At 35.9% G+C, this 15,142-nt stretch carries 14 protein-coding genes; 1 reads left to right on the top strand and 13 read right to left on the bottom strand.

All coding sequences use genetic code 11. The features are described from left to right. Window positions 1-50: 50 nt before the first annotated feature. The 9 genes from K5X82_01790 to K5X82_01750 all read right to left on the bottom strand — a co-directional run bounded on the left by K5X82_01790 (window position 51) and on the right by K5X82_01750 (window position 9,243). Window positions 51-1,229 carry a hypothetical protein gene (locus tag K5X82_01790; GenBank protein ID QZT37636.1) on the bottom strand — a complete coding sequence of 393 codons (1,179 nt, stop codon included), beginning with the start codon at window positions 1,227-1,229 and terminating at the stop codon, window positions 51-53. Further along, window positions 1,222-3,447: a hypothetical protein gene (locus K5X82_01785; protein ID QZT37635.1), complete on the bottom strand. Its 2,226-nt coding sequence runs from the start codon at window positions 3,445-3,447 to the stop codon at window positions 1,222-1,224. Before K5X82_01785 ends, K5X82_01790 begins: the two co-directional genes overlap by 8 nt. Window positions 3,448-4,341: 894 nt before the next feature. Further along, on the bottom strand, window positions 4,342-5,133 hold the full coding sequence (locus K5X82_01780; protein QZT37634.1) for an Mrp/NBP35 family ATP-binding protein: 792 nt from the start codon (window positions 5,131-5,133) through the stop codon (window positions 4,342-4,344). A 6-nt stretch (window positions 5,134-5,139) separates the two neighbouring features. Continuing rightward, complete coding sequence (locus K5X82_01775) at window positions 5,140-6,003, bottom strand: ATP-binding protein (protein ID QZT37633.1); 864 nt, start codon at window positions 6,001-6,003, stop codon at window positions 5,140-5,142. Then, a complete protein-coding gene (locus K5X82_01770) occupies window positions 6,000-6,872 on the bottom strand; it encodes an ATP-binding protein (protein QZT37632.1) in 873 nt (290 codons plus the stop codon). Before K5X82_01770 ends, K5X82_01775 begins: the two co-directional genes overlap by 4 nt. Beyond that, the gene (locus tag K5X82_01765) at window positions 6,859-7,716 is read right to left on the bottom strand and encodes an ARMT1-like domain-containing protein (GenBank protein QZT37631.1); all 858 of its coding nucleotides are present in this window, start codon (window positions 7,714-7,716) and stop codon (window positions 6,859-6,861) included. Before K5X82_01765 ends, K5X82_01770 begins: the two co-directional genes overlap by 14 nt. A 139-nt stretch (window positions 7,717-7,855) precedes the next feature. Beyond that, window positions 7,856-8,224 carry a hypothetical protein gene (locus K5X82_01760; protein ID QZT37630.1) on the bottom strand — a complete coding sequence of 123 codons (369 nt, stop codon included), beginning with the start codon at window positions 8,222-8,224 and terminating at the stop codon, window positions 7,856-7,858. Window positions 8,225-8,502: 278 nt separating this feature from the next. After that, window positions 8,503-8,823, bottom strand: a complete 321-nt coding sequence (locus K5X82_01755) for a dinitrogenase iron-molybdenum cofactor biosynthesis protein (protein QZT37629.1) — start codon at window positions 8,821-8,823, stop codon at window positions 8,503-8,505. Window positions 8,824-8,835: 12 nt separating this feature from the next. Then, complete coding sequence (locus K5X82_01750) at window positions 8,836-9,243, bottom strand: DUF134 domain-containing protein (GenBank protein QZT37628.1); 408 nt, start codon at window positions 9,241-9,243, stop codon at window positions 8,836-8,838. A 372-nt stretch (window positions 9,244-9,615) separates the two neighbouring features. On the opposite strand from K5X82_01750, the gene K5X82_01745 reads away from it, so the two are divergent. Further along, window positions 9,616-11,055, top strand: coding sequence for a sulfatase-like hydrolase/transferase (locus K5X82_01745; GenBank protein ID QZT37627.1), 1,440 nt, complete (start codon window positions 9,616-9,618; stop codon window positions 11,053-11,055). A 311-nt stretch (window positions 11,056-11,366) separates the two neighbouring features. Here the strand turns inward: K5X82_01745 and K5X82_01740 are convergent, their stop codons facing one another. From K5X82_01740 to K5X82_01725, 4 genes are all read right to left on the bottom strand, one after another. Beyond that, window positions 11,367-12,548 carry a DUF285 domain-containing protein gene (locus K5X82_01740; protein QZT37626.1) on the bottom strand — a complete coding sequence of 394 codons (1,182 nt, stop codon included), beginning with the start codon at window positions 12,546-12,548 and terminating at the stop codon, window positions 11,367-11,369. A gap of 224 nt (window positions 12,549-12,772) precedes the next feature. Beyond that, a complete protein-coding gene (locus tag K5X82_01735; protein ID QZT37625.1) occupies window positions 12,773-14,293 on the bottom strand; it encodes an IS66 family transposase in 1,521 nt (506 codons plus the stop codon). 23 nt (window positions 14,294-14,316) lie between these two features. After that, a complete protein-coding gene (gene tnpB / locus K5X82_01730; GenBank protein QZT37624.1) occupies window positions 14,317-14,661 on the bottom strand; it encodes an IS66 family insertion sequence element accessory protein TnpB in 345 nt (114 codons plus the stop codon). Continuing rightward, the gene (locus tag K5X82_01725; protein ID QZT37623.1) at window positions 14,661-14,960 is read right to left on the bottom strand and encodes a hypothetical protein; all 300 of its coding nucleotides are present in this window, start codon (window positions 14,958-14,960) and stop codon (window positions 14,661-14,663) included. The genes tnpB and K5X82_01725 overlap by 1 nt, the downstream gene beginning before the upstream one ends. Window positions 14,961-15,142 lie beyond the last annotated feature (182 nt).

Here is a 15,142-nt window from a genome sequence, read left to right as displayed (position 1 = left end):
ACCTAAATTTTATCTAAGCGGTAGTAAACCATCTTAACACAACATGACTTTTAAATAATATCAATTTGTTTTGCGATATCTTTACGAAGTTTTGATAGCGGCTTTTGGCATTTCTCATCATATAGATCTGCCCCGTATATATCTTTCTCTAATTCGTTTGTAGAGACCTTTAACAAACGTGATATCTGATCGAGGTTGGAGTCACTATATTTCATTGATTTATCAACCATTTCATTGGCCTCTTCTTCGAAATGCTTATAACGTCCTTCCAAAGCAAACAAGTCAAATACGGCCTCAACAGCTTTAGTATTACTCAGTATTTCATTACTTAATATGAATTCCTTTTGTTTTTTTTCTGAAGGATATAAGAGGTGAAATCTAAAATCTCGATCTAAAGTAAAATCTTCAGATGATGGTGAAATACTTGATATATTATCTTCAATTACTTTATCAAACTTATCAACTTTCAATGTACAGTTACAGGTATGGCAGGAAGGAACAAAATTATATAACGACAATGAAAAACAAGGATATTTTGCCTTTGGCATAAAATGATCTAATGTGAAATACTGAGAGTATTCTTCTTGAGTATCATTTAATTTCTGCTCAATATCTTTAATGATAATTTCCAGATCTTTATTATTAATTTTATTAATACCAATCAATTCTTCCTGTTCCTTAAAATCTTTCTCAAAAATACTTTCAGCTCTTGCCTTTCCGATATCATTGATTTGTTTTAATTCTTTTTTTGATGCCTTATTTAAGAAATCTATAACATCTTTATATTTTTGAATAGGCAAAGCAAAAGGATTAATGTGACTAATATTGCAGTAAAAACATGATTCCAATTTAACTCCTAAATTAGTTACGTTTTGAAAAAAATCACGAATATCTGGTTGAAAGGTAGTATAATGATAATCGATCTTCTCCGAATTCGTTTCTTTTTTAAATATTTGGTTCAATTCCTCTAAATATGAAGGATATTTTTCAAGAGTATCTTTTATTAGTAGCATCTTAGAAATACTAATAATGAATATCTTACTAAGATATTTTTGAATACAATTAGCATCTATTCTTTTAACAAGTGAATCTGAAGAAATTTTTTCTTCTAGATCACTTAACTTTTTCTTAATTTCGTCGTATTTAGCTTTATTACTTAAGGCGTTGAGATAATCAACTTCCATCTTTATTTTATCGTCCTCCTCAATGGGATATGGTATTTTAAGCATTAGGCTTTTTGTTTAGTTGATCTATTCTTTCTTTTAGTAACTCTATTTCAGCTGCAGGGTCATCTGCATACAGTATTCTCTCCAATGAATTAATCTGTGATTTAAGTATATTCTTAACGGCACGCTCTCCGATCAAACCTACAGTCTGTACGAAGTCAGTTCTTTTAGTTTTATAATCCTGTTTTAATTCATCTAAATCTTTTTTATCTTGCTTATCTCTCTTCACCTTATAGTAGAACTCCACAATTTCATCTATTTTATTTCTAGCAAATTCCCCTATGCTATCACTCATAAAAAAATCTTGAGCTAACATATTATGAATATTCCCTGCAAAAGAATTACTTGAATTAATTACATCATCTTGAATTATTCCATTTTTCAATTTCAGTATAAATTGAGACGGAATATCTGATAAGATATATGGTGAGTGAGTAATAAATGTAATATTGAAATTCTTTATATTCTTAAAGTTATGACCACTTAATGTTTTAATTAGATCATCAATATAGGTTCTTTGCATTTCTGGATGGAAGTACAGCTCAATCTCATCGAGGATAAATGTAACAGAGTCATAGGTTTTTAATATCTCCTCCTCACCTTTCTCTGTTCTAGATACAGAATCGATATTTCGTGCATGATATAGCAGATTGTTTATAGAGTATATTTTTTGCTTCTCCCCTGAGCTTAGGGTATTAAACCAAAAAGGACTTTTATTCTTTTCCTTTTTGAGATCTTTATTCTTTTTCTCTTTGAGGTTTTTATTCTCTTCCTCTTTGGGTTCTTTATCGACAAGTTCAAAATCGACATCAAGGAAAGATGGATAGAAGAACTCACTGTAGCTTTCTTCTGTAATATCTACACCCTTGTCTTCAATTAATAATTTAAAGTTTTTTCGAAATTTCTCAATAGGAAAAGAATAGACAGGACTTATAAAATCACCATATTGATCAATGGAAGAGGCTATTTCATTGATATCTCGATAATAGTCTTTATCATGATATTTAACAAAATTGATTGCACGATGTAATTTGGTCGTTATATGGCTATGGTCAGATTTTAAAGCTTCTCCTAGTTTTGCAACATCAACGTCACATAAATAATGGAAATCACCTAATTTTCTTTCATCATAATTTAATTCATACTGAATAAGATGTTTACTCATTACTACAGATATATCTTCATCTTGATCTCTTTTTATTTGCCTATAACAACAGACAAAAGATCCATATTGCTTATATGTTGCACATATCTTTATTACTTTCTGAAAGATATAGGATTTAATTTTATTTAGGGCATTACCTAAAGAATGCCCATCTAAAAGACCTTTGTCTAAACCTAGCAATTCTAATAAAGCACCTCCAATAACATCCTCAGTATCATAATAATCACCGACACCCTCTAGCTGCTCAAACATCATTACTTTAAATACAGGGTAGTTATTCTTATAATCCCCATAGCTAGTGAATTTCTTATCATTAACTGTATATCTGATATTCTTGACAACTTTATCAGAAACAATTTGAAAGTTCGACTTATCTGTCCCTAATGAAAGTCCATTTAACAACATACGATCCTTTGTTAGTTCACTCTCTTTGTTTACATCAATATTACCATCTTCTCGATGTGGAGTCAAAACACAAGGCACCTGATAGCCATCGTTTTTATGAAACATTTTATCAATCCATTCGCCTATTTCCGATGAATTTAGCCCATATAAAGAATAATTTGTAACCACATGGTAGGGAAAATCATCGATTTTAACATATCCCTTAACTTTCTTAAAGCTAAGTTCAGTTTCGTCTAGATCACATTCGTATCTTGATACATTAAAACCTTTACCAACGAGCTTAATAAGCTTATTATCCTTCACATATATAACTTCAAGATGAAAGTCTTTAAAAGATTGATCTCCATCTAATATGTCTTTTTGAACCGATATCGAATAGAGAAATGCAATAACAAGTTCGACAATTGTACTCTTACCAGATCCATTTCCTCCAACAATAGCACTGATATTTATCGTTATCTCTCTACCATCTGGTTGGCTATAGTCATACAATCTAGGCAAATCCGAAATAATCTTCATTGTTTTTAGATCAACGACCTTATTGAGATAGTAATATTCCCCTTCCTTTAAATTTTTCTTTAGAGAAGGATCACAACCGTTTAATACTTTAATTGCAACGATTTGATCTTGTAATTTGGGTGGTGTACTCATACATTTTGTTTTATTAGTTCAGTTTATAATCCACGATCTAAGCTGTTTCTTAAACATCGCATATAAAGAGATATCTATCTGTTTTTTTAGATAGAGGATGACTTCTTAGATAGATGAATTATGAGTTATGTAAAACTACACATTAATTAACAAAGAAAGACAATACTTTAAGTACATATGAATCTAAATTAAGGGCACAATCAAAAACACCATCTGTATATTTCACAGATGGTGTCAAACGGATTTGAGTCAGATTTTATCGAGTATAGCAAATCCCATAATATGAAGAAAATCCATTACGTTTATATCATTAGACATAAGTTGGTTTAGGTATTTATGTCTAATTAAAGCAATTAGGGGTCAGACTTTCAGCCCTTTTGTTGTTTTTTACTTGGTACCCCAAGGCTCCAACCGATACTTTGACCTTGCGGTCAAAATATGGTTTTCACCGTTGGGCTAGATTCGGTTTCCCTTTCAGGGAAAGTTGCAACATAGACATTTGAAATACCTTCAAGAACCTTGTTATCCAATACATCATAGTTTGTGCCAATTTATTGGCACGAGAGGGATGCCACAGCCCAACGTTTATACTGGTCGGAATGGGTTCAGACTTTCAGCCCTTTTGTTGTTGTTTAATTGGTACCCCAAGGCTGCAACCAATACTTTGACCTTGCGGTCGAACTATGGTTTTCACCATTGGGCTAGGTTCGGTTTCCCTTTCAGGGAAAGTTGCAACATAGACATTCAAAATGTATAAGATCCGTGAGAATCCGTGACTTTTATTCCATTGCACATGAAACTTCGTGTCTTTGTGCCTTAGTGGTTCTATTTCCATTGCACATCAAGCTTCACATATTCGTGGCAATATCTTGATTTATAAGCCTATGAATATGATCATGCAACAGTTACTAGCGTTTCATCTAAGATCTTTTCAATAAGTTGATCAAAAGCATCCAAAATAGGCTTTTGATCTGTTGCGTAGATGGGTTTTCCTTGATCTGCACATGTTCCGACTTCCGCCACCAACGGTATTTGTGCTAATAGTGACGTAGAGATTTCGTGTGCTAGTTGTGCACCTCCTCCTTTACCGAACAAGAAGTATTTCTCTTCTGGATGTTCTTGGGGTGTGAACCACGACATGTTTTCTACGACGCCAAGGACTTTGATATCCATCCCTTGCGAAAGGAACATATTGGCTGCTTTACGCGCATCGGCCACTGCCATCTCTTGTGGTGTGGTCACCACGATAGCATTTGCATTTGGTAGTTGCTGAACAATAGAGATTGCGATATCTCCCGTTCCAGGAGGCATATCTAGTACGAGAAAGTCAAGCTCTTCCCATATCGTATCATGTAGTAGTTGGTTCAAAGCGGAAGATGCCAAAGGACCTCGCCATATTACAGGGTCTTCAGGGTTCATCATAAAACCCAATGAGTTAACTTTTATTCCATGTTTGATGATAGGATAGAATAGCTCTTTACCGCCTTCTTTCTTGGAAGTAAGGCGTTGGTCCCTAATTCCCATGGCTAAAGGGACACTAGGCCCATAGAAGTCGGCATCTAATATTCCTGTTTTATATCCATTTTGGGATAATGCATAGGCGGTATTTACCGCTACCATTGATTTCCCAACACCTCCTTTACCAGAGGAGACCAATAGGATGTTCTTTATATTTGTTATTGACATAAGTAGTTATTTAATGGCATCCCACACATGGTGTAATGATGCTTTTAGCTCCTCGTTTTGGCTGTATTCGATTATATTCTGCTGCTGCTCTATCGCCTCAACAAACTCTCTAGACCAAGGAATTGAAGCGAGAAGAGGGATCTTTTTCTCTTTCAGGTAGATCTTAATTTTATCGGAAAGAGATTCGTTTAAGTCGTATTTGTTGATCACCGCATAGGTTGGGACATCCCATTTCTTTGCAAGATCTAACACACGAATGGCATCGTGCCATCCCGATTCAGATGTTTCTATTACCACCAACACAGCATGGGTTCCTGTTATCGAAGCAATAGTAGAACACCCGATACCTGGAGGTCCATCATTGATCACATACTCTATATTCAACTGCTTGGCAAGGTCACGACTCTCTTTTCGTATTAAGGAGACAAGTTTCCCCGAATTCTCTTCTCCCACACCCATCTCTGCGTGAACTAATGCTCCGAACCGAGAGGAGGAGATGAACCAATGGTTATTTTTATTTATTTGTGATGTGATCGCATTTTGAGGACAACTCCTCTCGCATAGACGACAACCTTCACATTGAAATGGTTTCATTTCGGCTTTGCCATCTTTGTTCATCTGTATTGCATGAAAACGACACAATGATTCGCATAGTTGGCATCCATTGCATTTTTGAGGGTCTATGGTCATCTCCCACCCATATTCAAAAGGGTGGCATTGTTGTTTTTGAGGAGAAAAGATCAGATGAAGGTCTGATGCGTCTACGTCGTTATCACAAAATACTGCTTTTGAACAAAGAGATGCTAGTGCCGCTGTGATTGAAGTTTTTCCAGCACCACCCTTTCCACTTAATACCGTAATCTCTCTCATACTTCTACCCTTTTATGTTTTATTTTTTGTGCCACCGTCTCAATGGCACCTTGTATGACTGAAGGCATTGAGTCAAAAATATCCGCTTTTGCCGAAGCTTTGGCAAATGGGATACTATGTGGGATCTCACCTAGAAGTTCCACCTGCTGTTGTTGCAGGTATGTTTTCAAAGGTGTCGATCCTAATCCAGCTTTATTGATCACAACACCAAAAGGTATTTGCAGTGCTTTCACCAAACGAATGATTAATTTGAGATCATGAAGCCCAAAAGAGGTCTCTTCGGCTACTAGAACGACATAATCCATTTCGTCTAAGGTCTCGACCACGGAGCAACTCGTTCCTGGAGGAGCATCGTAGATGGCAATATGACCTGATGGTCCCCACTCTTTAAGCATACCTATAAGTCGGGTTTGCATTACAGATCCCACCTCTAGCCGACCTTCGTAAAGAGAACCTAAAGGAGTTTGGTGTTGGGTCATTAGGCCAATAGCCACACGCTTAGTACCCAATGCATGTTGGTCGCATACATATTCACATGCGCCACATGAGTGGCATAAGCTTTCATTGACTTCTGCGTGCTTTAATGCTCCAACCATCATGATGGCATTGAACTCACACACATCCACACATTTACGACAAAAGGTACACCTCTCGGTGTCTATTGCTGGGATCTCTTGGATTGCAACCTCTTGTTTGGTTTGTGTACTTGATGGGAAAAATATTCGACTATTTGGCTCTTCCACATCACAATCAACCAAAGATATTGTTTCATTCATCGCTTTTTGAAGCTGATGATATAGTAGTACGGATAGTGTTGTTTTACCTACTCCCCCTTTACCACTTGCGATAGCTATTTTAAACGAACTCATGTTTTTCATATTTTTTCAGCACCATATCATCGACATGTACATTTAACATATCTGCTATTGGAATGCATTTCGCAATCAATAAAAAGAAGGTGTTGGTATGTTTCTCATTCATTAATCCCTCAAAGTTTCCTTGCCCTTTGGAGATGATCATATCCGAAGCATAATAGTGTTCTAAAAAAGCATCACTACAATCTGATAGTACAGTAGATGGGGCATCCGATCCGTTGTCAAGTGTTTTACACAATGAAGTTATACCAATAGTCTCCGCATCTTCTTTTGTCACATCATTAATTACTGGTTCCCCTCGAGTCACATAGGTCACTTTCTCGGGACCAATCAATTCAATCAATAACTTATCGAAGAATATCTCGCCAGCATTATCTCCGAGGTATAGAATATCTTTTGCTCTATCTATCGACTTGACAAAAGAGTCAATTTGATTGGTAACCACTTTTCTACTCAAAAAAGGCTCTATCAGTGCGATAATATCATCTTGTGCACGGTGGGCACCATAGTCAATGATATTGCCAATAATGGCAAGTTTTGAGGCTGTAAACAGAGGTTCTTCAGACTGACGGATATAATTGAACCAATGATCGTATTGGGCCATTAAAAGTTCATTTGCAGATCTTTTTACATGATCGAATGGATCTCTATTCTGCAATATCTCGCGAGATAAACGATGGATATATTGTGCCCTTATTGGGTTCGGTATATCTGTAGTAATATCGAGGTATGCTTTCGCTTGTTGTCTTAATCGAGCTGCTCGAGCTGGTTCTAAAGAGAACTTTTGAATTAACTTCTCCACTGATCGTATATGACATTTCTGACACGATTTTTCCATTATTTTTAAAGGAGGCATATTTTCATTAATATTAATACCTACTAAATCATGAAGTAAGTTGTTTGAACTCGCCTTATCCGTGAAATGCAACTGCTAAACAGAGAAAATGTATTACAACTGATCTCCAGCATGTTATAGACTAATGGTTACATGTATGATCGGCGTCATGGGTACATCCATTTACCCCCACTATCAGTTCGTGTTCAACAAATTGATCTACAATATGATCTGCATTGCCTTTTGTTACACCGGTATAAACTGCTATATTCTTTTCACGGAATAGAGCCAATGCTTTGTTTCCCATTCCAGATGTGACAACATCTGTGACTTTATGTGAGGCCATCCATTCGGGAAGTAATCCTGGTTTATGAGGAGGGGCAAGAAGTTGTATCTTATTGATGACCTTCTTACCTTCCACTTCATAGAAAGTAAAATATGAGGTATGCCCAAAATGTTGTTCTAATTGTCCGTCATGGTTTGTTGGTAATGCAATCTTTTTTTTCATCATGTTGTAATTTATGGGAGTTTGAAATACCTCCTTTCAAATTATATTTTATCTAACACAATAAGAAAGGAGGTGGGTTTGAAGAACGAAATTCAACTTAATATATGCATTGGTACTCTATCGCGGTGCAAGAAGGACGTGATAGCATTTTTCTATAGGATAATCAATGCTCTTTGAGTACAAAAGATGATCCTCTCCTTCTTATATCAATTAAATCATAACTTATATAAAAATGCAATGGGTATCAAAAGATCAATCGAGTCGATATTGGAACTTCTTATTTAATTGTGATTCAATCTTTCGATGATCTCTTCAATAAGAATATCAGCTTCATCCATCATCACCATTTGAATTCCAAACTTGTCTAATAACTGCTTGGCTTTGGGTCCAAAATCACCTGATATAACCTTGGTTACTTTTAGCTCACCCATGGTTTCCGCTGCTTTTAACCCAGCACCATTTGATGCATTTACATGTTCGTTAGGAATAAATCGAATTGCTTCATCTTCTGTATCAAGGATACAGAACCATGCTGCTCTTCCAAATCGTCGGTCAAAAGTCGAAGTTAAACTATCCGACATCGATGTTATTACTATTTTCATTTTATGAATATTTTATGATTTTACGGATACTATATTTTCTGCATTGCATAGAGGACAACGATCATTCGGCACTTGTTCTGGAATAGTGAATCGGGCGTAACAATTATTACAGATATACCAATCTTGATCCATCTCTGCATTACCATATGCCATTCGAATCTCTTTTGTCTCAACAAAGGCACGAGCAAGTTTACGTCTTGCACTCTCGTATATACGGGCAAAGGTCGCACGACTAACTCCCATCAATGTGGCAGCCTCGGCGTGATTCATCAAGTCATAATCAGCAAGTTTGAGAGCTTCATACTCTTCGTATAACAGCTCCTCCTCTTGTGGCGATTTTTGTTCTCTTGCTCCATAAGGCTTATAACCTTTGAATTTAGGAGGAGAAACCACTTTTCTTAATCGTCTTTGTCTTGGCATTAGTACGAATATTGAGATATTGTATTGAGAATATTCTCAATACAAATATAGTGAGAATATTCTCATATAAACAAACTAATTGTACATAAAAGATTCAACCATCCACAAAAGAGACTATATATCAATACAATTAATCACAAAACACTATTAACATAAAACAGCCAATTCTTATATCACCATGTAATTTTAGAACCTAAGGAGTCTTTACATATACTTTTTTTAACTATATTTAGAGCTGAATAAGAGATAAAGACCTTTACTCATGTTATTGGATTGTTAAATTGTTTGAACGCATGCATTCAAACAATTTAACAAACTCTTCCATATTAAAAACATTAATTTCTCGAACACATAATTAAATCATAAATCTAAATGAAACAACTACTCACCATGTTGGGTGCATCATGCCTGTTAGCATCCTCTTGTTCGACGTTGAAACCGACCACTTCTTCCAATAAGAAGTCTTCCCCTAATGTTATCTTGATCATGGCTGATGATCTTGGGTATGGTGATGTTGGCTTTAATGGGAATAAGATTATCGAAACTCCAAACTTAGATGCTCTTTCCCAAAAGGGGGTGACTTTTACCAATTTCTATGCAGGTGGACCAGTCTGCTCTCCCACACGTGGAACTTGTTTGACAGGAAGACACTATGCTAGATATGGTATCTTTCATGCAAATGCAGGACACCTTCCGAAAGAAGAACTAACGATTGTTGATATTCTTAAGGACAATGGTTATACAACAGGACACTTTGGAAAGTGGCATTTAGGTACCATTGTAAAAGGGGTCTCTTCAAAAGGGCAGAAACGAAAACCAACACTTAATTTTAATCCGCCATGGGAACAAGGGTATGATGATGCTTTTGTCACGGAATCTGCAGTTTCGACATGGAATCCAACAGAGCATAAAGAACGATATCACTTAAATGAATACTATCATAATGGTGTATTGGAGACAGAGAATCTTCAGGGAGATGATTCACGTATTATTATGGATCGTGTGCTACCATTTGTAGATAAAGCTAAGAAAGATAAGAAACCATTCTTGAGTGTTATTTGGTTTCATGCACCACACGACCCAGCTATGGCAGGGCCTGAATACAAGAAGAAATATGCCCAATATTCTGAAGGAGAACAGAACTATTATGGATGTGTTACGGCATTAGATGATCAAGTAGGACGATTGGTGGACCACTTAAAGAAAAATGGTCAATTAGATAACACCATTATTTTCTTCTGTAGTGATAATGGACCAGAAGGAAGAAAAATCACCTCTAAATTCCCTGGACAAACAGGAGGTCTAAGAGGGCGTAAACGTAGTCTCTATTGTGGTGGTGTAGGCGTTCCAGCCTTCGTTGTATGGCCAGGAGTTGCTAAAGCTGGAGAAAGAACAGGTTATATCTCCTCTACCTTAGACTACCTTCCGACCCTAGTTAATGGATTGAAATTGAAATTAAAATTAGCAGAAGGAGAGACACGTCCTCTAGATGGGATCTCTTTAATTTCCATGCTAAAAGGAACCTCTACAGAGAGACCTTCTCCTCTTCCATTTATGTTTACACAAAAAGGCGCAGTTATCTATAAAGGATTAAAATTCTTGACTGCAGACGGGGAGATAAAGGAGGTATACGATCTAAGAAAAGATCGTTTTGAAACAACAAATATATACAATCAACATCCCAAGGAAGTTGAAAAGATGAACACTTATCTTAAAGCGTGGGATGCATCATGTCATCGCAGCCAACAGGGTGGTGATTACATAGGAGACTTTAAGCCTGTAGATCCATGGAAAGGTCTTATTCTTAAATAACAGAACTAAGTTACTATTACACTGATTTTAGATAGAGCTATCTTGAGACGTAAATCTAGATAGCTCTATTTTTGTTTTAACACTTTTAGTCGAAGGATAACTATTCTACCCTTCAATGATCTATTGTAAAGTTTACATTTCACCTTTCAAATAAACACCAGTAGACAAGTAGTACTAATCTTTACTGCTTATTTATCCTCGATGGTTACTATACTTTGTATAAGATGCTCCTTCGGTTCATCGGAATATAGACACTTCAGATTAGAGGAAAGAATAACCATTAATTAACTTCTCACCCATCGTTATATTAATTACTGTTTCCCAACGATTATTGGTTTTATTTCTTTAAACATACTTGTAGTATCCACATTCGAATTGAGGTTCCAATGACTCCTATTTGGTTCGTATGATCTTGCACCTTCAAACATATGTGACATATCTTCTACATTATGAATATTCCAACTACTTAGATCTTGGTCGAAAGAGATTGCCCTCCAAAACATGTAAGGCATTTTTATGACATTTGAGACATTCCATTTTTTTAAAGGCTGATTAAATGATTTCGCTCTAGAGAACATGCCGTCTAATCTTGTTACTTTTGGGAAATGCCAATTTTCTAAAGGTTGATTAAATTTCATTGCTCTCATAAACATACAGGTTATACTTTCTACATTAGAGACATCCCATTGCCCTAAGGGCTGATTGAAACTTTGAGCATTATCAAACATATACATCATATCTTGAACATGAGATACATTCCATTTATCGAGCGGTTGATTAAAAGTCCTTGCCCCTTGAAACATATGATTCATATCCTCTACGTTAGAGACATTCCAATCGTTTATTGGCTGATTAAATAATTCTGTACCATTAAACATGTCTGACATATTTTTGACTTGAGAGACATTCCAACTACCCAGGCTTTGATTAAAGGCATAAGCGCCATAAAACATAGAAGACATAGTTTCTACATGAGAGACATCCCAAGCTCCGATATCTTGATTAAAAAAGTATGCAGAGCAGAACATAAATGACATATCTTTTACATTAGATACATCCCACTTACTGATGTCCTGATTGAAACCTCCGGTGTTATAGAACATTTGGCTCATATCCGTTACATTGGAAACATCCCAATGAGCAATACTATATTTGATCTCCTTGGAAAAAGAGAATAGTTTCGACATATTGGTTACTTTAGATGTAACGAGTTTTGACAAATTTGCATGCCCAATAAACTTCCGCAGATATTTCTCATCCACCACCTTGTATCGTTTTCCATCTATGATGCCTTCATCTCCCACTTTTGCCCACTCATGCGCTTTTATTGTCACACCATTGCTATCCAGAAACACTGGTTGTGGTTTGGTTGTATCAATTCTTGTTTGCAACCCTAACACCTGTGGCCTATCCGTTGGTCGAAAACAGGAGAAGAATAGTTGACACATGATTGCTAGAAGTGTGGCTCCTAATAAAACGCGTTTTATTTTCATTTGATCCATGATTATTACGAGTATTTCGGTTAATAGTTTGAAAACTGTGATTTTAAAAAGGTTACTTTATCCATCTAAGAAAGAACATCTTATGATACTTTCATCATGAATTAGACATGTTACATCTACATAGGTGAAATTTCATTCTATCTAGTCGAAGAGGATGTAAGTGTAACCAAAAAGGAGTAAGCGTTCGGCTATACCCGTATTGTGTAGTGTGATTTTTATTGTACTATTTTCTTCTTCCATTGTTCAGGAAGAAGATCATCATATTGAGAAGGCTTTGTATCTATTATCCGATTAAGAACATCAGTGAACCAAGCATGTGGATCTACTTCTGCCACTTTGCACATAGCAGATAGAGTATAAAACAGTGCAGATCTTTGTGCTCCATCTTCAGATCCTGCAAACAGATAGTTTTTTCGTCCAATAGCTACAGGTCTAATCTTATTCTCTACAAAATTATTGTCAATAATGTAACTACCATGCTCCACATATCTACTTAAACTATTCCATAGATTCCATGTGTAATGAACAGCTTTTCCAATAAGACTTTGGGGTAACACTTGAGATGCCTGCGTTTCTAGCCATTTACCTATATCGGTCAATATAGGCACAGCTTTTTCTTGACGAAGTTGAAATATCTCTTCGTGTGACAGGTTATTCTCGACACATTCTCGTTCTATTTGGTAAAGTTTTTGGATTCTTATTAATGCATATTCGGACCGTTCTTTATCGTTTTTTTGTGCATCGAAGAACTTCCGTCGTGCATGGGCCATACATGCTAGCCTTATAATCGGCTTATCTCTTGACAGCTTATTGTAGCCTTGATATCCATCCGTCTGTAACACCCCCTTGAAGTCTTTTAGTATCGCGTCAGGGACATCTGAGTTTCTTGATTTGTTGTAGTCAAACAGACAACATTTTAGGTGTGGAGCATAATAGACCCAGAAGTATCCTAAATGCGTAGCCCCTGGTTTTTTATCGGTAAGCACTTTAATGGTTGTTTCATCCGCTTGAATATAATCGGATGAGACAACCTTATGCTTTACATGCTCATATAATGGAGTTAATAGCTCTGCTGCTTTACTCATCCATCCATTAATGGTGGATTTAGGGAATTCAATTCCCGATCTTTTAAATATTCCTTGGGCTCGATATAGAGGAATATGGTCAAAATATTTTCCTACAATAAATTGACTTATCAAAGAGGTTCCAGCCATACACCTTGGAATAATATCCGAAGGAAGTTCTGCAACAATTACCCCCGACTCCTTAGGTAAGCTATACTTTGGTCGTACGATTCTACGCACGTATAATTTTCCTGGTTCAAATTCAATTCTCTCCGACACCTCTTCTCCTATACGTATCGCCCCATCAGGGATCTCATCAGGTTCAATAACTTCCTCTTGACGTGGAAGATGTTTTGGGATATGCTTTCTTTTGGCACGTTTCTTTTTCTTCACCTCTACAACCACTTCCTCTTCTACTACAGGATCAGAGTTGTCGGAACTATTTTCTTCTATAGGAAGATCTAACTCTAATTGATTTGGATCAATAAAAGGCTCTGTAGTCATTCCGAAGATACGTCTATTAAGATAAGCAATATGAGCCTTCAGTTCCTCAATCTCTTGTTTGAGACTTACATTTTCAGAGTCAATAGATGCATAGGCTTTCGTGACCTGTTGGAGTTTTTTCAACAGGTCATTTATACTTAAGTTATCTATGTTATCGCTCTGATTCATAGTATAAATATACACATTTTTATCTACATAACATAACGTTTTTGCATCTTATATTGTTTAATTACAACCCCTTCTACCATAAGAACAAGATCAGTCCATTCGATACTCTTGTCCATATCACTATCAATTGTTGGAATCTTAAAAGTACCCTGTTCAAGTCTTTTAATAAAAAGGACAAAACCACCTTTTTCCCATCTCAATAGTTTCATCATATTGCGACTCTTGTTGATGAAAATAAAGACATCACCAGAAACTACATTTTGTTTCATTTTATTCAGAACCAATCCTGACAATCCGTTAAAACTCTTTCTCATATCTGTAGGTTCTGAATAGAGACGAAAACGATCATTAGATGATAATGTAAACATTAGCTTTGCAATTGAATTAAAGATTGGATAGTTGAGATGGCGGCACTAGTCGAAGGAATATTAATGGTCACCCCATTAGGGTAAGTGATGACAATATCCGTATCTATTCGTGGATCTGGATTGTCTATCGATACAAAGAAACCTTTATCTACATGGCTATCCAATTCCTTCTTCTGTTTCGATTTCCAATAATTAAATACAGACATCTTTACTGCATGTTGTTTGCAAAAATCAGCAATAGTAATACCACTTTCCTCTTGCTGAAACACCAACTGAAACATTCTTTCCTTCTTAGTCATTTCTTATTGTTTTGATTCGAAATCAAAAATATAGACTATAAAATCAGGTTACAAGATGGTCTTAACCGAACGTTTACAAAAAGGAAAGAGATATTTATTCAAATACGACTCAATAATTCACATGATCTTATATTTAGAAACTAGATTTCATACAACATAAGAGTGATATAATACAAATATAA

It is taken from the genome of Prolixibacteraceae bacterium (genome assembly GCA_019856515.1).
Taxonomy (GTDB): domain Bacteria; phylum Bacteroidota; class Bacteroidia; order Bacteroidales; family Prolixibacteraceae; genus Halosquirtibacter; species Halosquirtibacter xylanolyticus.
This window is presented reverse-complemented; position numbering and strand designations above follow the sequence as displayed.